The organism is Fulvivirga sp. M361 (genome assembly GCF_007097395.1).
Taxonomy (GTDB): domain Bacteria; phylum Bacteroidota; class Bacteroidia; order Cytophagales; family Cyclobacteriaceae; genus Fulvivirga.
In genome coordinates this window covers 1-19,564 of the sequence record NZ_VKDC01000017.1, presented here as the reverse complement: position 1 = coordinate 19,564, position 19,564 = coordinate 1, and the positions used below count along the sequence as shown (strand labels likewise).

Here is a 19,564-nt window from a genome sequence, read left to right as displayed (position 1 = left end):
TCCTTTAGTTAATGTTGATGATCCGCCGGTTATCAACTTTTTTGTTTAAAGGCAATTCTAGTTTCAGAATGCCTTCCTCATAATTCGCCTTTATCTTTGACTGGTTTATGTCTTCGGAAAGTTTGAAAGTCCTTTCAAATTTTCCGTACCCAGATTCCCTTTTCAAAAGAGTGTTAGCCTTATCTTCTTCGAGTTTCCTTTCTCCTTTCACGGTCAATCGATTTTCGTCGATGTCAATAATGAGATAACTTTTTTTCATCCCCGGAACTACAAAATGTAATTCATAGTGCTTTTCCGTTTTGAAGATATCTACCTGGGGCCTGAAAGAAGTAGGCTTGCGGTCATTATTCAAAGTGCTTTCAATCAGATCTCCAAACGTGGTGGGAAGGAAATCATTCAATGGGTTGTATCTAACAAGTGTCATATCTTTTTACATTTAGTTATTTGATGGTTCTATCTATCAATACCGTACCAATGATGATCAAACTCATTTTTAACATCCAAACAAGTCATTTTGTCATAAAAAATCAAATCCACCCTTTTTGAGCAAGACAAAATGTCATTATTATTTCAAATTTGTCGTATTCACGCATTCATATGATAATCCTTATATTTAGAGATTATAGTCACTCGAGTGGAGCGTAAGATTAAAAACTTTATTAAAACACTAGGTCCGGGGATTGTTTTTGCCGGAATGTGTATCGGTGTATCACACCTGGTACAATCCACGCGCGCAGGTGCGGATTATGGATTTTCCCTGCTGGCCGCAGTGATAGCTGCTAACCTTTTTAAGTATCCTTTTTTTGAGTTTTCGTCTCGTTATACCAGTGCGACAGGAGTAAGTATCCTGGAAGGGTATGCAAAAATGGGAAAATGGATCGTATGGCTATATGGTATTATCACCTTTGTCAGCATGTTTGCCGTTACATCAGCCGTTACTTTCGTTGCAGCAGGGTTACTCAGCAATCTTTTGGGGATAGACCTTTCTACCAACCTGTGGGCCGGTGTTATATTTATATTTTGTGTTGCTTTACTTTCTACTGGTAAATACAATGCACTGGATAGTCTGCTTAAAGTAGTGAGTACCGTATTATTGATTTCCACGATGATAGCTGCTGTTATCGCCTTTTATAGAGGAGGGGTAGAACCCATAGAGAGTTTTGTGCCGAAAGAAGTATGGACTTCAGGAGGTGTGATCTTTTTAATAGCCTTAATGGGATGGATGCCTACTGCTGTTGATATCGGTACCTGGACCGGCCTGTGGGCTGAGGCGCGTATTACTCAAACAGGCTATAAGCCTACCCTCAAAGAGACATTGCTTGACTTTAATTTGGGGTACATTGTTACGGCAGTACTTGCAGTCATCTTTTTGTCACTTGGAGCGCTGGTGATCTATGGGTCCGGTACAGAGTTGTCCAATAGCTCTCCTGTTTTTGCCGGGCAATTGATCAGTCTTTATACAGATTCTATAGGAGCATGGAGCTATCTGATCATCTCTACCGCGGTTTTTAGTACCATGTTTAGCACTTCCATCACTGTTTTAGATGGTTATGGCCGTACCATGGACCGTATGGTTAAGCTGTTAACCGGAAAATCATACAAATGGAATTACAATTTTTGGATCGTCTTATTAAGTGTAGGCTCATTCATGGTGATCTCTCAATTTTTGAATAACCTGAGGAGCCTCATTGACATGGCAACGATCCTGTCATTTGTGATTGCACCATTTGCCGCTTTTCTGAATTATAAGGCTGTTTTTTCGAATGATGTAAAGGAAGAATTCCGACCGCCACAGTGGCTGAAATTGCTGGCTATTGCCGGTCTTATTTTCTTAAGTGCATTCACACTCATTTATTTTTATGTGCTGATCGTATGATCTTAAAATTTTTTCGATTTTATCTATTGGAAATTAAACTATCAAACTCTAATATTGCAAACCATTTATAACACTCCCCCTTAGCTCAGTTGGTTAGAGCGGCTGACTGTTAATCAGTAGGTCCTTGGTTCGAGTCCAAGAGGGGGAGCTTGAAGATTAGCCAGTTACGTTTAGTAGCTGGCTTTTTTGTTTGCCTCCCGGCGTGTTTTTGGAATTTGGGTTTAAAACTCTATAGACTTATTTCATGGGAGCTACTGCATAGGCAGGACTTAAAACTATGTGGGCATTGCGCCCGTGCGGGTTCAAGTAATGCTCCTGTATGCACTGTTAATCAAGTGGTTAGGAGCTTCAAGAATTTCTTGAAGCTCTTATTATTTTGTACTGGTACAACATAGGTACAATCTAGTAAGGCTTCAGTTTGACCAACAGCGGTCTGAACTTCCTGCGGTAATTCCCCGTAATTTAAGATTTCCACAAAATTACTATCTGAAAAAGCTATAGTTTCGACAGTCTTGGTTTTCAACTTACCAGGAGTATTTGTGAGAATAGGATCGATCAGTTGAACTAGATCCTTAATCTTACTTGTTTGTTTATCTATTTTCAGTTTTATAAGAGCCCCAACATTGAGCTTTGGAATGGAATTAATATATCCAGGTCCTAAAACATTTTCCTTGTATTTCGTAATATCAACGGATGAAATCTTATTGTCGAGTCTTAAGGAAATTTATCCATTCTGGAGCTTTTTTTAGAATATTAATTTTTATAGTAAATCAAATCGATACTAAGCTTAAATGAAATACCCAAGGTTAGGTATTTTTATAATAGGTTTCCGAAAACTCATCAAAAAGTTGAACTTTCTCAAAACGACACATATGAAAATGAAAAAATAGATTCCAACCTTTAATTTGGAATTGTTTATAAAAAGGAACCAACGACAAATGACTACAAAGTGTCTACTATGGTTTTCCTTGCCTAACGGAGCACCATTGGATCATTACTTTCTAATCGGTCATTTCGGGTATGGTAATGCTGCTTGATTTCCAGGCTGGTATCATCTATAAATATTTTTCAAATACAATGAATTAGCCTGTGTAAGCTGATATTATGTAACTCATAAAAGCAAACTTTGAAGAACGGCAATGATTAATATCCGGTGCTTTCTTTAGGGCATGACATGTCCTTTAAACCGATAGTGTTACTGCAAAGTGATATGGGATACTATCGCACTAAGGAGCTTATCCTTAGTGCGATCCTGAGTCCAAAACCTCCTTACTGTTCATATTTTGCCTTAGCAGAAAAAGATTGTCTTTCTCAGCGACACTTTTGTTGGGATAGGCATTTTTTTACTCCGCTTGTTAAAATGTCCCACTTATTTTATGAAAACACCCCCAAGGTACGGGAAACTCATTCAATAAATTTGAAATGCCGTGACAGCACTGAAACCTGGCTAAAATCTACCATGCACAGCAGACGGGCAATAGTCTTCCTGTTCATGGGTAAAGACATAAAATTAAAAAGTCACATGTAATGTTGCTAACATGGCCATTTTCAAATAAAGTCTAAACTATTCAGTGTGATAGGTTTCACAATCTATCCTGAAAATTCTCAAACCAAAACTACAATGAAGAACACTTATACCAACTTCAAACCTTCATGGCTGTTGAGCCTGATGTTATTGATATTTTCTATAGCATGTAACGACGATGAAGGAAGCAGCCTGAATCCTGCTTTCGACGTTTCCACGAATACCCTGGATTTAGGTAACATCACAGTAAAAACAACCGCTATCAAATCAATGTCAGTAACCGCCAGCGACCTAACCGAAGATGTGATCATCACCGTGAGCGGTGACGCATTTTCTATTTCTGACGACCAAAATGGTACTTTTACTAACTCTTTGACCATACCGGCCGTCGACGCAAACACGGCAGGAACCGTTTCCGTTTTTGTGAGATTCGAATCAGAAACAACTGGAGACATCACAGGTTCTTTGAAAATAACGAGTGAGATAGGAGAGTTTACTGTAACACTTTCAGGAACGGTTGAAACTGAAAAAGACCCTTCTTTGGATGTCTCATCTACCACTTTGGATTTTGAAGATATAGAGTCCGGGACTTCGGCTATTAAGTTCGTCACTATTACGGCAGCAGATCTGACGGAAAACATAGTAGTAACGGTGACCGGAAATGGATTTTCCATCGCCGATACTGAGGATGGCTCCTACGGTAATTCTATAGCAATTTTAGCATCGGCTATTAACGGAGCAGGTACAGCTTCTGTTTTTGTAAAGTTCTCTTCATCCTCAACAGGAGATTTTGAAGGTGAGCTTACGATCATCAGTGAGCTGGACGCCGATAAAAAAGTGGCTCTATCAGGATCTGTTTTTGAGAACGCTGAGGCAAGCCTTGAAGTATCTGCCGAAGCAGTCACATTCAGTGCCGAACCAAATACGGCGGCCACAAAATTTATCAATATTAGCGCCGATAATCTCACCGAAGATCTAACGGTTACCGTATCAGGCAATGCCTTCACCATTTCAGACGCAGAAGACGGTACTTTTGGCTCTGATCTGGCACTTGCCGCAGCAGATCTAAACGGTTCGGCTGAAGCTACCCCTGTGTATATTAAATTTTCACCTACAGACATAGGGACTTTTGAAGAAACTCTGACTATTTCTTCCACAGAGCTGGATCCGGGTAAAACAGTCGCTTTAAATGGAACGGCTACAGCAGGAACACTATACTTTGTAGAAAACTTTGATTACGATGCTGATGCCATTACCCCTGCAGGTACTCAGGAAGAATGGTTCGCACTGACGGACCCGGATACTGAAGGATGGTACCATTATGCGAACACTATTTCCCCTATGACATTAACAGAAGGACTTACATTTACAGGGTATCCGGGGTCGGGAATTGGCAAAGCATTTGACCTATCCGGTGCAGCTGGTGGCCCGGGAGCCTTTAGAGATGCAACCGTTGAAGATCTGTCTAACCCTACTAAAGATTTCTACTACGCCGCTATGGTCAACCTTACCAGTGTAACGGCCACAGGGTTTGGAGGGCCATTTGCCAATATTTTGGCAGATGATGGAGTCGGCGGCGTTTCCTGGAGAACCAGGTTTAATGTGAGAGTGGATGGCAACGATGCGACAAAATGGCAATTGTCGGCAAGAAAAGATCTGGCCAGTGCTGCCGTTTACAGTGAAACCTCATATAACAATGGTGAAACCTATGTAGTCGTTTACAAGCAAAGTCCCGCTACAGGAGATGTAAGTTTATATGTATTCAACCAGGCTGATGGGATCCCAGCCACAGAACCGGTTGTGCCAGATGCAATAAGTAAGGAAGTGGTGACCGAAATGACCCCTATTGGTTTTATCTTGAGAAATTGGAACAACGTCGGCGATGGGTCTAAAATAGATGGTTTACGTATCGCTGACAGCTGGGCTACATTGTTTAGAAATGAATAATGGCAGTGATTTCCCGGATACTTTCTATACCGTCACAGAGATCTCCGGGAGCCAGTCTGTCGTTAAAAACAGGCGATGAAGGCATTACCGATCACTATTATTGTGCTAGACGGTAATAAATAATCTCCGACGACATTCTGGCTTTCGGGTCATAAGCAGTCGTACAACTTTGGATCTACCAGAGGTCAATTCTGGTAGATCCAAATTAAGTTAAACCTTAATCATGCCAAATAACTAATGAAAACAGTCCTCATAATCATATTTGCAGTGTTCGCTTTTTTAAGCGCCACATCTCAGGAGAAGATCATTGTAGATCCAGCGATGAAATTGTCCGATGTCTCTCATAATCCGGTAGGGCTTAACGCCTGCTGGCTTTTGAGTTCCGATAAAGGTTATCCAAACAGAATAAACAGCTTCGAGGCTGCTATTGCAGATATGGGTATAGGAGCGCTTCGGTTTCCCTTCGGTCATTTGGCTGATAACTACTTATGGCATACCGGTGATTGGTCAAGCGCATCTAATGGCTTGAAACCCAAGATAGCAGCGTTCAGCGAAGACCCCTCACCTACACAAAAAGACAGGTGGAAACAAATGGTCAACCCTGATGGGACTTTCATCAACGATATGGATTTCGACGAATATATATCCATTTGCAACAGGCAAGGTATAGAACCCGTCATAATGGTCAATGCCTTATCCTGGAAATATGCCGACGGCCCTACAAGAGGCTATCTCATAGAAAGCGCCAAGGAATGGGTACGTTATGCCAATGTGACAAATGATTTTGGCATCAAATACTGGGAGATAGGTAATGAAGTGGATCTTCATGCCAAAAGAGGAGAGATCACTCAAAAAGAATATGTAGACTTCTTCCTGGAAGTTACTGAAGCCATGAAATCCATAGATCCCTCTATTAAAGTTGGATTCGGGCTATTAGGTTTCTGCTGTAAAGGCTGGTATGACGATATCTTAAAGGACCATAAAACGGAAGTCGACTTTTTTGTGGCACATTCCTACTTAAACAAATGGAAAACGTATGAAGAGTACCGGGATGACCTCACTTTCAACACCTTAAAAGCACTCAATAACGCCCTTAACAGTATAAGGACTTTCGCTCCAGATGAAGGCATAGAGGTTCTTTTAACTGAGGTTGGTCCATTTAGTACAGGTAACAAATGGGAGAACAGGAATAACAATTTGCTAAAAGCGCTTGCATTTTTCGAGCAAACAGGACGAATGATCAGGAATAAAGAAGTCACCTATTACATGCACTGGACAAGTCATAATGCCTTTGGGTCTACTTCTCCTACTACAAACCGATTTGATGCTACTGCACTGGATCTCGAAAACCAGGTGCTGGCTACCGGCCACGTGCATAGATTATGGTCAGAACATCTGAAACAGGAAATGGTTGCATCCACCCTGGAAGCAGGAAAGCTGAGGTCATTCGCCAGCTTTGATGAAACCAGCAATGAACTTTCCTTATTCCTGCTCAACAAAGATGACAAGCCTGTGGAAACCGAGGTGCTTTTGAAAAATTATGTAGGCAGCCTAAGACACACTAAATGGGTATTTACAGGCACTTCACCTATGGACCTGGCTCCGACCATTAAACAACATGATGAAGCAGAGATCAGCGACAATACTTTTGAGATCACATTAGACCCTTATTCTGTGACTGTGATTTCTTTCCAAGAACCTGAAACAATCGTAACCGGATCGATACCTGAAATATCGGACGGAGAGGTTATATTCTTCCCTAACCCGGCCAATGAATATCTGAAAATAAAGACTAAACCGGACCTCACGCTTTCGAGTGCCAAAGTTTTTGATCTTACCGGAAAATTGATGAAAGAATCCTTTGGCAACAAAAGGAGTATTTATGTGGCAGACCTGGAAAAAGGCACTTATTTGATAAAGATATACTTTACAAATAGAAGCCAGTTAGTTCATCGCTTTTTTATCAATTAGAGTCATCGTCAAATAACCATGTACTATTATCCAGCTGCAAGAAAGAATAATAAGCTCAATTACCATAAAACAAGATCTGTTTTTATTTTTTGTATTGTGTTATGGATGTTTTCATGCTCTACCCAAAAACTCCCGGAGCTGAATGTTTCATTCGAAAGTTCCCAAGCCTATACAAAGGGAAATAAATTGGTTGTTTCGACAGGCAAAGTTGAAAGGGTATGGGAGCTAACGAGCTCCGGATTACTCACTATTGCATTCAAAGATCTGACTAATGGGGTGCAATATGCCGGAGAAACTAACGGTATTGGTGCTGACTGGTCATACTTTGGACTGATCGGGGAGAAAACCACCGGCACTTTGGCCAGCCTTACCGCCAAGCAGTCTAATGATGAACAATTCACCTCAAATCATATTGAGATTATAGCCGAAGTTGATTATCCTGAAGTGGAAAGTAGTGTAAAATATGTGATATGGGCTTATCCTGATGCTCCCGGTATAAGAACGCAAATTTTTATAAAGGGAGAAGCTAAAAAGCATATAAAACTTTCAACCGCTACGAAGAGAAAAGACATCCGCTTCGATGTGGTTTCGGGAAAAAACAAATTCGATTATCATGCGGCAACAGTTGGTGAAAGACACGTTGGCAGCACACTCGAGGATGACCGATCTATCGAACTTCATGTAAAAGGATTGGAAAAGAAAAAAAGCTACAAATTAGGCTTTACCTGGTGGGATTTCAAAGGGCAGGGAACTGAACAGGACGTACGTGTAACAAGCGTTGATGGAGAAATCAATGTCAACGTTATTTCATCTGCCAGGCTGCCTGATTATAAAAACGATCAAAAGCCGTTTGAAACCGTGCTGGTAGACCTCCCGTCGGAAACACTGCTTGATGGCACATGCCGTATATTTTTAGATAAAATAGCCGGTGATATAGCACAGGTCTCAGAAGTTTTCATTTATGAAAAAGGAGGCTCAGACCCTGAAATACTAAATAATTCAGATGAACGTGTCGATGAGCTTAAAAAGAGTGCTCCATCCGGGTACGCGCTCACAGGTTATATGAACTGTGGTGAACGTATACAAGGAGAAAAAATGATGACAGCCGGACGGGTAGATTACCTGCCTGTCAGCGCTATAAATGTAACACGAACCTATATTGGCTATTATAACGACACACAACATCGTAACAAACCGGGAACTCCCATTTTAAGAGAAGAAATGACCAGCCAAGGGATTGATCATGAGGAAAAGGTCAACTGGAGTAACATAGTACGTATGGAAAAGCATGGAAACGGCGTACTCATGGTAAAAGAATCCCATAAATGTGTTAATCAGTATGGTGTTGAGACCGGGGAATTTCTGCTGGATAAAACAGGGATCCGGAACACAGGAACCTCTTTGTTCCCCTCGGATATATCACCGGAAGAATACAAGCAATGTTGGGCCTCCTGGAGCATTTTATATTCAGGAAGCCAGGACGAGGCTGAGCTGGCATTGAAACAATTCGATCGCCTGCGCTACCCGGTAGACAAGGAACGAGATATTTACTTACAAGCGAATACGTGGGGCTCAGGGAAAAACCGTGAAGGGTCAAAAGAAGCAAACGTTTTGCTGGAAATAGGATCTCAGGCTGACCTTGGCATAGATATCCAGCAAATAGATGATGGCTGGCAAACCAAAAACTGGAAGCTACGTGAAGACTGGTATCCGGAAGGTTGGAAAAATGTTGTAGCAAAATCACACGAAACCGGTGTAAGGCTAGGGCTATGGGCTGCGGCCATGCCCGTTACATATGAAGCACTGAAATGGCATTATGATCAAGCGGGGTTTACAACGTACAAACTTGATTTCGCCAATTTGGGGAATCACAAAAATATGCAAGCGTTAACCGGCAAGATCAGGAGCTTTATTAAATATACTGACCACAAAGTAAGGGTGAACTGGGACCTTACAGAAAATGCCCCGCGTTTCGGTTACTTCTGGGCCAGGGAATATGGATGCATTTATTTGGAGAACCGGAAACCGGACAAACCCTCAAATGTGGTATACATCCCTTATTTGGTATTGCGTGATATCTGGCATGTGGCGAAATACACTAACATTAATAAGTTTCAAACCTCTATACAGAATATAGATAGGGTCAACCAAAAAATAAGTGACGCTTATATGCACAATCATCCTTATGCCGTAGCTATTGGATTGGTCGGAACCCCATTATTCTTTCAGGAAACGCATTTGTACAGCAGTGAAGCTAAAGACCAGATCAGGCCGCTTATTGCAACCTATAAAGAACATCGGGAAGAAATGTACGACAGTTATGTTTTCCCCATAGGCAACGAACCTGACAATGCCAGCTGGACAGGGTTTCAATGGTACAATCCACAAAAAAATATCGGCTATCTAATGATTTTTAGAGAGCTGAATAATATCAATGCTAAAAACCAAATTGCACTGAGGTTTGTGAAGAACAGAATGGTAAAGTTACTGGATATTCAGTCCGGTGAAAAAATGATCGAAAACATTGGCCCACAAGGTGGGTTGAATGTAGAAATTGAAAATCCAGCCGGGTTTTTATTCTTACAATATGAAATTGATCAAACACCCCTTCAATAACTACAGCTCTCTGTTATCCTTCCCCCTTAGGTAATTCCTCCTAAACACCCTGGGGGAACTGGACAACAAAAAGAGAGCGCTCTACAGTAATCCTATATTCACTTCTAACTCGTACCTGTCTGGTACAGGAGAAACGGTAAACATTAGCACTGAATTTTATGACACCTTTATTTGAGAAGGATCATGGCCTTTAACATGATCGAAGATGGATAACGAGAGGCTTTACAGCCTTACTGATTAAACAAAATGCTATGATGAGTTTGAAATTCACCGGTAATTAGCTGAATAATATAAAGGCCGTTTAAGAGAGTGGTTCCATTTTGTCCCTGTCCGGACCACTCATAAGAATAGTTACCCGCCGCATGCTTGATCCCAGGGATAAGAGTATGCACCTTCTGCCCTTTCATATCATAGATGTATAGATACACTATCTCATTTTTTGGTAGTGTAAATCCAATGGCTGTCTTACCGTTAAAGGGGTTAGGATAACTTCGGAGGGCGGCTGATGCCATCCGTAAAGGCTCATTTCCCAATATTACCGCTTCTTCTGAGGCGAATACCGGTACCCACCTGGTCCATTCACCGGTGCTGGTATTTTTTGCCTGTTCAATGAATGGATTGTCACTATTTTGCGAAATTATCCTTAATTTCTTTTGGGTGTGCCTATTAACAATATGCGCATAGCCATCCCTTGTGCCTACCAGTTTCCACTGTACCCAATGCCCTAATGAACCACCCGGCACCTGTACCATACGAGAGGCATCTGTAATATCAATCGGCCTGAAATACTTTTTGGTTTCCCTGTTTTTTAAGAGGAAGTAACTACTATCTGTGTCTATTTTTTCCCATTGAACCCAATGGTCCTCGGTTTGAGCAGTAGTGTGAACCATTTCCGCACCACCTCCGGCATGCTCGGGTCTCATTTTAAGGCTATCCGTTTGCAAGACTAAATAGTAGTAGGGAGTCCCATTACCGCTATTAACAACAACCCTAAAGGTTTGCTGTGTTTTTGCGCCGCATTCATTGGTATAAGTAACGTTATAGACCCCTTTATGATCCATTTGAATCTGATCCAGCGCAATTTGGCGGTTTGATGCTGTAAAGTTATTTGGTCCCTCCCAGCTCCATGAGCCTGGGGTATTTGCTGGTCCGGGGGTCATGGTTAAAGCATCACCAATCTTGACAAAGGCAAATGAAGTTTTTTGCGGGCTATCTTGATTGACCTGCAGCTGACTAGTAACAGCTGATGGAAAGCAGCCATTCCCTTGCCCGCTTGTATTGGAAAGCCCCATATCCTCACGCAAGGCCCCAACCATGTATACATGACGCTGCACATCTTCATCTTTTGAATTTAGCCCGTAAGGCCAGAAATGCCATTTATCAGCGTGCAAAACAGCATCGGCTCCGTTATACTCCATGATAAGTGCATTCGCAACCGGACCCGTCCACACCTTCTTCTCATCATCTCGATTCGCTCCCCAGTTACTATAGGTGCCTACCCCTAAAACATGCGCCATTTCGTGCAAAGCAGTTCGCTGTCCCCTGGATCCGCCAAAGGCAATCCGGCCTTTATAACTTGCATTTGCCGTTGGTACTGAAGCGCTATAGATCACTTTCACATTTTCAGTGTAGTTACTGTAACGGTTGTATATAGTCACACAGGAATCCATAGATCTCCTGATCTGGCTTTCATAGGGGCTGTCCAATACCGATTGGTCTAACCAGTAGGTAAGTTGTGCATAAGCAGCCCCATTCATGAAGGCAACAAAAATAAAAATTGATATTAAAGGGCGTAAAGCACTTTTAATAGATGCAGCTGTGTTCATTGACCTAATTCTCTTGGTTACGACAAGTTAAGTATACTCACCAGCACTTGTGTATATACAGCTTATCATTGATTGATATACCCCTCCGATTATGCTAAAACACCCACTGCAACAAGGGCTCTTCTACACAGGGTACCTTTTCAGTATAAACAATGAAAATCAAGCCACCGGATGATGTGGCTAACTTGTATTTTGAGGCAGTTAAGTGTAAGTTCTTGTCAATCTAAAATACATGCTGCGCAGAGCGAGCCTGTCAAAAAACGGTGAATCCAATTCCGCGAGCTGATTACCGGCTTTTCCATATATATAGATGAATAAATGGCCGGTAAAAGTAATAAAATATGATCTGTGACAAAAAATGGAAAGAGCTTAAACATTGCCTTTGCTATTCTATTCGGCAAACCGTATTCTCCAGGAGATACCCGTATCTATAAACCAGTCTGTGAGGCCCTCATTCTTACCAAAACCACCCGGTAGGTCCTGTTGAAGATCGTTACTCACTAAATAGCCAATTCCGGTGTCCCATCGAACGTCTAGGTTACAGGCCTGTCGAACACTGGCTTGATGCGTAGCACATATGTAGCGAGCCAGTTCCCGTTTTTCAACAGGCCTTAAAGCTTTTTTCTATGACATCTTTAAGGATATAATTATCATGGGCTAACTCGGCGTACATCTTCTTGTATTGGGCCAGTTTAGATTCTAACTCTTTCACTCGTTTTAACTGGTTGGCATCCATACCACCATACTTGCTCTTCCAATTGTAAAAGGTAGCCTGGCTAATCCCATACTCACGGCAAAGGTCTCCAAGCTTACGACCATTTTCATGCTCGGTGAGAATCTTAATGATTTGAGTTTCGGTGTAACGTGATTTTTTCATCTCCCTAAGTTAAAGTTACGATTATTTTATAGTTTCAATCGTTCCGGTTTTTAGGGAGGAGGTCATTGTCCACAACCGCAAGATCTATGGCCCATTTCGATAGACACGTACAACCTGCTTTACCGAGTTTTAATAAGCACGTTGAGTCAACGGCAGTTTTCAAATGGTGTTAAATTTGGACGAAAAAAGGCACATTCCACGTGCGCATACACTGCCCTGACTTCACCATTCTACCCCCATTCCGTCCATGTTTTTCCATGATCAGGTTATATTTTACAATGTAATATTTTTTTTATGCGGTGAGTCTGAAAAGGAACCTGCTGTACTTCAGAAAGCTTTTATTTTTTTGCTGATGGCGTCCTACTATTTTGTTACATCCGGTTGCTACTATTAAAATTTCTAGGTCTTTTTGGCGGCTTTAAAATTGTTTAAACGAATAAACCCCAAAACAAATGGAGATTAACGTAGCGTTATTAACCACCGCAGAAGAATGTGACACCGCCCTGGAGATCCTGCAGGCTGAAAAGACCCAGCTACAGCGTAGGCTGCGCAACCTGGGAGAGCGACTGGAAAGCCGCTCGGCTACTACGGTGGATGTGAGTGAAGGCATAGACAGTGTGCAAGCCATCCTTACAGGCTATCAGGCCGCGGTAGACCTGATTACCGATGAGAAAGCCAAACGTGAGCTGGAACTGAAGATAGAACGGGAAGAGACTAAGCTCAAAGCCTTACAAAACCGTCAGGCCAACTATAATGCTGTTTCGGTGGTGGAAGACCAGGTAGACCATACCCAGCTGGAAGCACAACTTCCCGTACTGGATGATGCCATTACCATGGTAGAAACCCATAAAGGCACGCTCTAATCCAATACGCAGTGCCTGAAAACCCGATGTGTTCGGGTTTTTTTATGTAGGTGTTGTACAACGAAAAAATAAACCCGAAGTGATGTTGTACAAAACACAAAAGGCATTTGTACAACGTAAAAATATTTTCGTTAAAACTTTGTACAAGCTTGTACAACATGTGGTAGAAAAAAATAAAATATTGTACAACATGTCACTCCTGGAAACCCTCAGACACTATTTTGATATCAGTAACACCTCCATAGCGCATTTGATCGGAGCGTCTTCTTCCCTGGTTCATTCTGTGAGTTCCGGCCGCAGGTCATTATCGCTATACCACATTCAGCCCCTGCTACTCCTCCAGGAAGCGCTGGAAGTGGATACGCCCTGTGAAGCGCTACCCCATGCCCGGCGTTTTATAGCGCATGAACAGCAAAAGCTGCCAGTAGCCCTGGCACAGTCCATCAAAAAGATGGAAAACAAACTACTGAGACGGCAAGACGCCCTGGCCCAACTAAAAGCCTACCGCCAGCGACTACTACGTGGGTTAAATGCTTGTGATAGCCTGCTGGAAAAAGAGCAACTCTCCTCCCACCAGACCAAATGGGTGAAGCTAAGAAAGCGGCACCTTACCGGTAAGCTAAAAGAAAGCCCCCTGGCTTGGGAAGTAATGTTACAGACCCAGGTGAAAGGGCTGGAAGCACAGCTTACCATGTTACAGGAAGCTGTGTCTACAAAGTAAATTTTATCCGTAGAGATTTTTATTTGATTTTGCCGACACACTGACAAGCACATTGCGTCTGCCCTTCGGGACAGCCACAAAGAGCTTGCCTTCCCTCCCGCAGATTTAAGAATTTGAATTTCGCTTTCGAGTTGGATATAACTTCTGCTTAGAATCAGTGATTTCATCTTTTAATTTCTTGTTGGCGCTATTCAGTAATTCATTTTGATGTTTCATGATACTCAAAAGGTCATGCATGGCATTGAGGTTTTCCAATTGGACGGAAACGATTTGTTCTAAATCGGCTTTGGTATATCTTCTACTCATGTGTCATTTTTTGAAATTATTGTTTATTATTTCTATACAAAAGTGTAGATAAAAAACCTATTTTCAAAACAATTATATAAATAATAGCAACAAAAGTTTCATGTATCTAAATTTACGTTTTAAAAAACGATACAAAAATGACGGATTTAGGCTTGTATCTTGCGAAAAAGACTGTTAACAAGGCAGAAGTATCGAGAAGGACAGGAATTAGCAAATCTCGGTTGACACAGCTAACCTCCAATGAAACTACAAAGCTAAGAGCAGACGAGCTTTACTTGATCGCTTTAGCTATTGATGCTGACCCCGGAGAAGTCTTTAAAGAGCTTTATTCAGATTTAAAACTAAGATAGAATAGTGAAGATTGATCATTCAAATATTGAGAGAAATCACCCTGGTCTTAGGTTAAGCGCAGCGGTCCTAAGACCCTAAATAGCCGAGAGCGTCCGCTCGGAACTCCTTTAGAAAACATCCTCTAAAATTCACAACACTAGCCCACAGGGTCGACATCACCACGCATAGGGTAGTAGCAATACCCATCAAATTAAACCATAAAAACTATTTCCAACTTACCCCTAACCTCTCTTTCATAACTCATACAACTACTCCATTCCCATCCTGACATAAGTTTGACAAAGCGTAACTTATGCCTACCCATAACCGCAAGTCCCATAGCCTTCATGACCATTTTGGCAGAAACGTATCACTTGCTTTGCCGAGCTTTAATAAATACTTTGAGTTAACGGCAGTTACAAACTGCCTAGGATTTGAGGGCTATGGTTATAAACTTAAGCCAGTTGAGAGAAACGATTACTCGTAACAACATCGAACAAACAGAATAAATACTACCTACAAACATATTCCTTGAGATCAAGTCTTAAGATTTCCCCCACAAGGCAGGTATATATTGGTCGAAATAAGACTGCCGCTGTACGATGATCACCTTCTTTACACCGCGATCATCGTTGATAGGCGAAAAGGCAAAGTCATAGCAGACATAATAGTATTTACCTTGCCTGGACCTATATATTCCGGTAAAGAATCTATAATCATAACCAAGTGTATCTAATACCTCTTTTCGCACGGTAGCCTTCCCCATAGGACTTAGCTGCCTGAGAATTTTTCGGTTACGCCTTAAAATGATGTGTGTTTCTGCAATTACTTTTTCACCTTCCGATTTATTTTGATTATTAAAGGTATTCCTGCAGTAAGAATCGCAAAACCGTTTGTCCGTGCGACCTGTGAGCTCTTTCCCGCATTGTTGACAGTGTTTTTGTTGATAATTATCCATTTTTTAAGTGCTTATTGTCGAATATAAATGTTTAAAAAACAGATATGGCTAATGCAAAGGGTTTATTTGGAACATGGATCATTTACAGTTTTACCAAAGTGAGCTTTTAGCTTTTAACCATACCTTATCCGCTCACAGGTATAGTGAGTCTACATGCAGAATTTATGTAACTATGTTCCGTGAATTTCTGAACTACCTGTACCCCCGACGTCTGCATAGCATCAATGGGCAGGATATCGTTCGGTTTCAATCTGCCCTGATCACACGAAAAAAGATCAGCCGTTCCTACCAAAACCAAAGTATCAATGCGATCAAGTTTTACTTTGAGAAGGTATTACATTGTAAAAAACAACGCTTTAAGCTGGAAAGACCGAAAAAAGAAAATACATTGCCGGTAATCCTCTCAAAAAAAGAAGTTGCCAGGGTCATTAGCTGCATTAAGTCCATAAAGCACCGGGCGATCATCAGCACTATCTATGGTACAGGCCTGCGAATATCAGAATTACAACATCTGAAAATTGAAGATATCGACTCAGATCATCGCCGAATATGGATACGATCAGGCAAGGGCAATAAAGACCGTGCCACCTTATTACCGGATAATCTTCTGATGTTATTACGTGCTTATTATCGAAAACACCGGCCTGAAAAGTTTCTTTTTGAAGGGCCTGATGGTGGTATATACAGTGCGAGCAGTATACGAAAAATACTGAAGCGTGCTTGTTTCAAAGCCGGGGTTAGAAAAAAAGTAACCCCTCATACGCTAAGACATTCCTTTGCCACCCACTTAATGGAGTCAGGAGTAAATTTACGGTACATTCAAACACTGTTAGGACATACCAGTAGTAAAACCACAGAAATTTACACGCACTTGTGTAACCAGCATATTTCTGAGATCCGGAGCCCACTAAGTATGCTGGAAGATTTGAGTACCTTTGAAAGGTAGATAACAGGAACAGTTCCTGTTATTCACATGTTGTGTATAATTGACTTCATGAGTAATTTTAGTTTAGTAATGCTGTTCTGCTGCCTCAATATGAATTTGGCAGCATTTTCCCAAACATTATATCTAGTTCCATTTCAAAGCATGAATCACATCAAAGATTCTATTGTAAATATAAAAGTGGAAAGGAAACAAAAAGGGATTTGGAAAGATAACGGATATTGGAAAAACTGGTACAAATATAATGAGAACGGATTCTTGGTTGAAGCCTTGATTCTTAATCAAAGATTTGTTCCTAAATACAAAAATAGACGTGTTAAGCATATTTTAGTATATGATAAGAAAAAGAAACAGACTAAATTAATTTATCACTACAACGAAAAAGGCCTAGTGTTCAAAATTGAGACATATGATTTTTTAAGAGGGTCGCCTAAGTTTTGGGGAAGTGAGTATTTAGAGTATGATACTTTGAATAAGGTTATTTCTTCATCTTATACGATTGAGAATAAACATTCCGCACATACAGGATACAACCACAGTGCAAACTACGTCTATAATATCAATGGACAATTGACTTTAGAAGATTGGGGTTATAAGCAAGAGAAACACTTTTTTAATGATGAAGGAAAAATTGAATATAGCCTTATATTCGACAACGAATTTGGATCAAATGAATACAGGAGACAATATAAAATCCTGGTAACCAAACATGCAATTAGAAAAACTATACACAACAAATGATATAGCACATGCCTCTAAGAAGTTACTTGAAACTGATCTGCAAATCCCCTAGATTGTAGATATAAATAAAGTTCAGAGTCACGTGCCATATCTGGACGTTAGTGGCAAGTTGGTCATACATAAATAACTTATCCGATTACAATATTTTATCAAGAATTGGAGTTGTTAATTTAGGAGAAAACAAATCATACTATTATGCATCAATTCCTGAAAATAGCTTGTTTAACGATTGGAATAACCTCTGTGACTTGTTTGGATGTCTTCTCGCAAAACAATTCTAGTGGCTTTTATGATAACCCACACTCAACAGTTATATTTTTTAGAACTTTTAATATTTTCGACTTCGGGTTCAATTATAACCTTTATATGGCTGACAGTCTAATAGGGAGAATCAGAACTCATGACGTTTATATGGTAGATATAAATTCCAGTGTTGCCACGCTTAGGGCAACAACGAAAGCACCTTCTTTAAATGCTGATAAAAGAACAAAATATAAGAAAATCAAGAGTGTTCAATACCCAATCAATTTGAAGTCTGGAGATACCTACTTTGTGAAATGTGGGTTCTTAAATCAAAATGTTTTTGATCTACCAAGGCAACCAACACTTACACTTTTGAAATCAACACAAACAAAAAAATACCTTCGCAAGAGATTTTTGAGAGAAAAGATCAAAGACAATCTTTATGAAAAATGGCTTAGTGAAAATGGCATTTGAATTAAATTTCGACAAAGATAAAATAGTCCAGCCACTAACATCGTATAGAAACGCATGCCTTTACTCTCGTTTATTTAAGTCCATGCGACTAGTCCGTATTTTCTGTGTTTAGAGTTTCATGGCGGATTAAGTAGGTCTCGATGGAGCAAGTTGTTGTGGTTGGCCTGCACGCAGGTTCCGGCTGGTGATCACGCAGAAAGGTTGTCGCTAAGTTCTCTGCTACTTGGAAGGAAACACAGAAAATACTACTTTCATCACCATTAAGTTCCGGATAGGCACAGCGTCCTATACGGGCGTTACCAGCAATTTCACCAATGAGGATAATTCTACTTTTATTATTATTTGTCGGACATTTTGGTCAATCACAAGAACTGATTGAGCCTTTAGAACTGTCTAAGCAAATCTTCTCCAAGACAAAATTCAAACAGCTCAAAAAATATACTACCGGGGAATACCAGAGCAATAAAAACCATCCGAATGGAACAGATTTATCATCTACAATTGAATTAGAATTTGAACTGCTGACAAAATTGGAAGATATATCTGTTGTCGCTCTAACTCTTGTAGATTCAACGGGAATTCCGGTTACAGATGTTTACCTTCATTTCAAGTTCGAAGACCAGATTTGGAAACTGGCTGCATTTAGAGGTTTGGCGATGACTGGTCTGATAGAGCAAGTTGTTCAGATGTATGACTCACTGAACGAACAACAAATTGATAGCTTAATAAATCAAGAAAATAGCCGCTTTAAGAACCGAAAAGAGTTTGATTTTGAGCTTATGAACTCCAAGCTAACTCTTGCATCAGATCGGGAACTAATTGAGCACTTTATCACAAATCAAGAAAAATTTCAAGTGTTGGTAAACGAAGTAAATCAAGATAGACCTGAGTTCAATCCAATGAGACGAACTCCATTAGGAGAAAATCAAAAGCAGTTAAGACAGGAACTTTTGATTAGCCACATAACCGATGGGGCGTACAGCTGTGAAGACTGCATGGAATTGACAATTGGAGGGATGGTCGACAATACAGTAGGTTATCTTTATTTAACAGATCTAGACCAAGTTCCTAAAATGAATCCGAACAGATACATAATGGTGAGGCAAATTGCTTCCAACTGGTATCTTTTCAAAACAACATAAAAGCTGGTAACAGGCGCTAAGCCCAATCGGCTTACTGAGTTGTTTGCAGAGGGCATTTGGATCCGATACATTTGAGATATTTGGTATCCCTTCGGTGTTGGGCGTATTGCTGTATGCTTTCTGAATAGTGATTTTTGTTCACAAAAAGAGCGATGAGCAAGGAATCTAAGATGTTTGAGTTGATGAAGGAGTGGGAGTCAAGTGG

The 19,564-nt window shown here is 40.7% G+C and carries 15 protein-coding genes, 1 tRNA gene and 1 pseudogene; 12 read left to right on the top strand and 5 right to left on the bottom strand.

What is annotated here, in order from left to right:
* Positions 1-4: 4 nt before the first annotated feature.
* Positions 5-424 (bottom strand): Hsp20/alpha crystallin family protein, encoded by a 420-nt coding sequence (locus tag FNH22_RS17965; RefSeq protein ID WP_143399816.1) that lies wholly within the window; start codon positions 422-424, stop codon positions 5-7.
* A gap of 210 nt (positions 425-634) precedes the next feature.
* Here FNH22_RS17965 and FNH22_RS17960 point away from each other — a divergent pair, with 210 nt between their 5' ends.
* The 5 genes from FNH22_RS17960 to FNH22_RS17940 all read left to right on the top strand — a co-directional run bounded on the left by FNH22_RS17960 (position 635) and on the right by FNH22_RS17940 (position 9,935).
* Positions 635-1,876 carry an Nramp family divalent metal transporter gene (locus FNH22_RS17960; protein ID WP_185154277.1) on the top strand — a complete coding sequence of 414 codons (1,242 nt, stop codon included), beginning with the start codon at positions 635-637 and terminating at the stop codon, positions 1,874-1,876.
* A 74-nt stretch (positions 1,877-1,950) separates the two neighbouring features.
* A tRNA-Asn gene (locus tag FNH22_RS17955) sits at positions 1,951-2,024 on the top strand.
* A gap of 1,473 nt (positions 2,025-3,497) precedes the next feature.
* A complete protein-coding gene (locus FNH22_RS17950; protein ID WP_143399815.1) occupies positions 3,498-5,348 on the top strand; it encodes a choice-of-anchor D domain-containing protein in 1,851 nt (616 codons plus the stop codon).
* 237 nt (positions 5,349-5,585) lie between these two features.
* Positions 5,586-7,319 (top strand): T9SS type A sorting domain-containing protein, encoded by a 1,734-nt coding sequence (locus FNH22_RS17945; RefSeq protein WP_143399814.1) that lies wholly within the window; start codon positions 5,586-5,588, stop codon positions 7,317-7,319.
* Between the two features lie 18 nt (positions 7,320-7,337).
* Positions 7,338-9,935, top strand: coding sequence for a hypothetical protein (locus tag FNH22_RS17940; protein WP_143399813.1), 2,598 nt, complete (start codon positions 7,338-7,340; stop codon positions 9,933-9,935).
* Between the two features lie 230 nt (positions 9,936-10,165).
* Here the strand turns inward: FNH22_RS17940 and FNH22_RS17935 are convergent, their stop codons facing one another.
* Both FNH22_RS17935 and FNH22_RS17930 read right to left on the bottom strand, forming a co-directional pair.
* Positions 10,166-11,761: a T9SS type A sorting domain-containing protein gene (locus FNH22_RS17935; RefSeq protein WP_143399812.1), complete on the bottom strand. Its 1,596-nt coding sequence runs from the start codon at positions 11,759-11,761 to the stop codon at positions 10,166-10,168.
* Positions 11,762-12,301: 540 nt separating this feature from the next.
* A pseudogene (locus FNH22_RS17930) lies at positions 12,302-12,638 on the bottom strand (transposase); the annotation flags it as partial.
* 452 nt (positions 12,639-13,090) lie between these two features.
* Between FNH22_RS17930 and FNH22_RS17925 the strand changes: the two are divergent.
* Positions 13,091-13,501 (top strand): hypothetical protein, encoded by a 411-nt coding sequence (locus FNH22_RS17925; protein ID WP_143399810.1) that lies wholly within the window; start codon positions 13,091-13,093, stop codon positions 13,499-13,501.
* Between the two features lie 82 nt (positions 13,502-13,583).
* A complete protein-coding gene (locus FNH22_RS17920; RefSeq protein WP_143399809.1) occupies positions 13,584-14,222 on the top strand; it encodes a hypothetical protein in 639 nt (212 codons plus the stop codon).
* A 105-nt stretch (positions 14,223-14,327) separates the two neighbouring features.
* Here the strand turns inward: FNH22_RS17920 and FNH22_RS17915 are convergent, their stop codons facing one another.
* Positions 14,328-14,528 carry a hypothetical protein gene (locus tag FNH22_RS17915; protein WP_143399808.1) on the bottom strand — a complete coding sequence of 67 codons (201 nt, stop codon included), beginning with the start codon at positions 14,526-14,528 and terminating at the stop codon, positions 14,328-14,330.
* Between the two features lie 137 nt (positions 14,529-14,665).
* On the opposite strand from FNH22_RS17915, the gene FNH22_RS17910 reads away from it, so the two are divergent.
* Positions 14,666-14,878 (top strand): helix-turn-helix transcriptional regulator, encoded by a 213-nt coding sequence (locus FNH22_RS17910; protein ID WP_143399807.1) that lies wholly within the window; start codon positions 14,666-14,668, stop codon positions 14,876-14,878.
* Positions 14,879-15,402: 524 nt separating this feature from the next.
* Here FNH22_RS17910 and FNH22_RS17905 read toward each other — a convergent pair.
* Positions 15,403-15,816 (bottom strand): hypothetical protein, encoded by a 414-nt coding sequence (locus FNH22_RS17905; RefSeq protein ID WP_143399806.1) that lies wholly within the window; start codon positions 15,814-15,816, stop codon positions 15,403-15,405.
* 73 nt (positions 15,817-15,889) lie between these two features.
* On the opposite strand from FNH22_RS17905, the gene xerA reads away from it, so the two are divergent.
* The 4 genes from xerA to FNH22_RS17885 all read left to right on the top strand — a co-directional run bounded on the left by xerA (position 15,890) and on the right by FNH22_RS17885 (position 19,359).
* Positions 15,890-16,762 carry a site-specific tyrosine recombinase/integron integrase gene (gene xerA, locus FNH22_RS17900; protein ID WP_143399805.1) on the top strand — a complete coding sequence of 291 codons (873 nt, stop codon included), beginning with the start codon at positions 15,890-15,892 and terminating at the stop codon, positions 16,760-16,762.
* A 48-nt stretch (positions 16,763-16,810) separates the two neighbouring features.
* Complete coding sequence (locus FNH22_RS17895; protein ID WP_143399804.1) at positions 16,811-17,500, top strand: hypothetical protein; 690 nt, start codon at positions 16,811-16,813, stop codon at positions 17,498-17,500.
* 366 nt (positions 17,501-17,866) lie between these two features.
* Positions 17,867-18,217, top strand: coding sequence for a hypothetical protein (locus tag FNH22_RS17890; RefSeq protein WP_143399803.1), 351 nt, complete (start codon positions 17,867-17,869; stop codon positions 18,215-18,217).
* 314 nt (positions 18,218-18,531) lie between these two features.
* Positions 18,532-19,359: a hypothetical protein gene (locus FNH22_RS17885; RefSeq protein WP_143399802.1), complete on the top strand. Its 828-nt coding sequence runs from the start codon at positions 18,532-18,534 to the stop codon at positions 19,357-19,359.
* Positions 19,360-19,564 lie beyond the last annotated feature (205 nt).

Excerpts from the sequence above, each read along its gene's own strand:
- xerA (WP_143399805.1), top strand. The coding sequence starts at position 15,890 with ATGGATCATTTACAGTTTTACCAAAGTGAGCTTTTAGCTTTTAACCAT.
- FNH22_RS17895 (WP_143399804.1), top strand. The coding sequence starts at position 16,811 with ATGAGTAATTTTAGTTTAGTAATGCTGTTCTGCTGCCTCAATATGAAT.
- FNH22_RS17945 (WP_143399814.1), top strand. The coding sequence starts at position 5,586 with ATGAAAACAGTCCTCATAATCATATTTGCAGTGTTCGCTTTTTTAAGC.
- FNH22_RS17925 (WP_143399810.1), top strand. The coding sequence starts at position 13,091 with ATGGAGATTAACGTAGCGTTATTAACCACCGCAGAAGAATGTGACACC.
- FNH22_RS17935 (WP_143399812.1), bottom strand. The coding sequence starts at position 11,761 with ATGAACACAGCTGCATCTATTAAAAGTGCTTTACGCCCTTTAATATCA.
- FNH22_RS17910 (WP_143399807.1), top strand. The coding sequence starts at position 14,666 with ATGACGGATTTAGGCTTGTATCTTGCGAAAAAGACTGTTAACAAGGCA.
- FNH22_RS17905 (WP_143399806.1), bottom strand. The coding sequence starts at position 15,816 with ATGGATAATTATCAACAAAAACACTGTCAACAATGCGGGAAAGAGCTC.
- FNH22_RS17940 (WP_143399813.1), top strand. The coding sequence starts at position 7,338 with ATGTACTATTATCCAGCTGCAAGAAAGAATAATAAGCTCAATTACCAT.
- FNH22_RS17950 (WP_143399815.1), top strand. The coding sequence starts at position 3,498 with ATGAAGAACACTTATACCAACTTCAAACCTTCATGGCTGTTGAGCCTG.
- FNH22_RS17920 (WP_143399809.1), top strand. The coding sequence starts at position 13,584 with ATGTTGTACAAAACACAAAAGGCATTTGTACAACGTAAAAATATTTTC.
- FNH22_RS17890 (WP_143399803.1), top strand. The coding sequence starts at position 17,867 with ATGGCTGACAGTCTAATAGGGAGAATCAGAACTCATGACGTTTATATG.
- FNH22_RS17885 (WP_143399802.1), top strand. The coding sequence starts at position 18,532 with ATGAGGATAATTCTACTTTTATTATTATTTGTCGGACATTTTGGTCAA.
- FNH22_RS17915 (WP_143399808.1), bottom strand. The coding sequence starts at position 14,528 with ATGAGTAGAAGATATACCAAAGCCGATTTAGAACAAATCGTTTCCGTC.
- FNH22_RS17965 (WP_143399816.1), bottom strand. The coding sequence starts at position 424 with ATGACACTTGTTAGATACAACCCATTGAATGATTTCCTTCCCACCACG.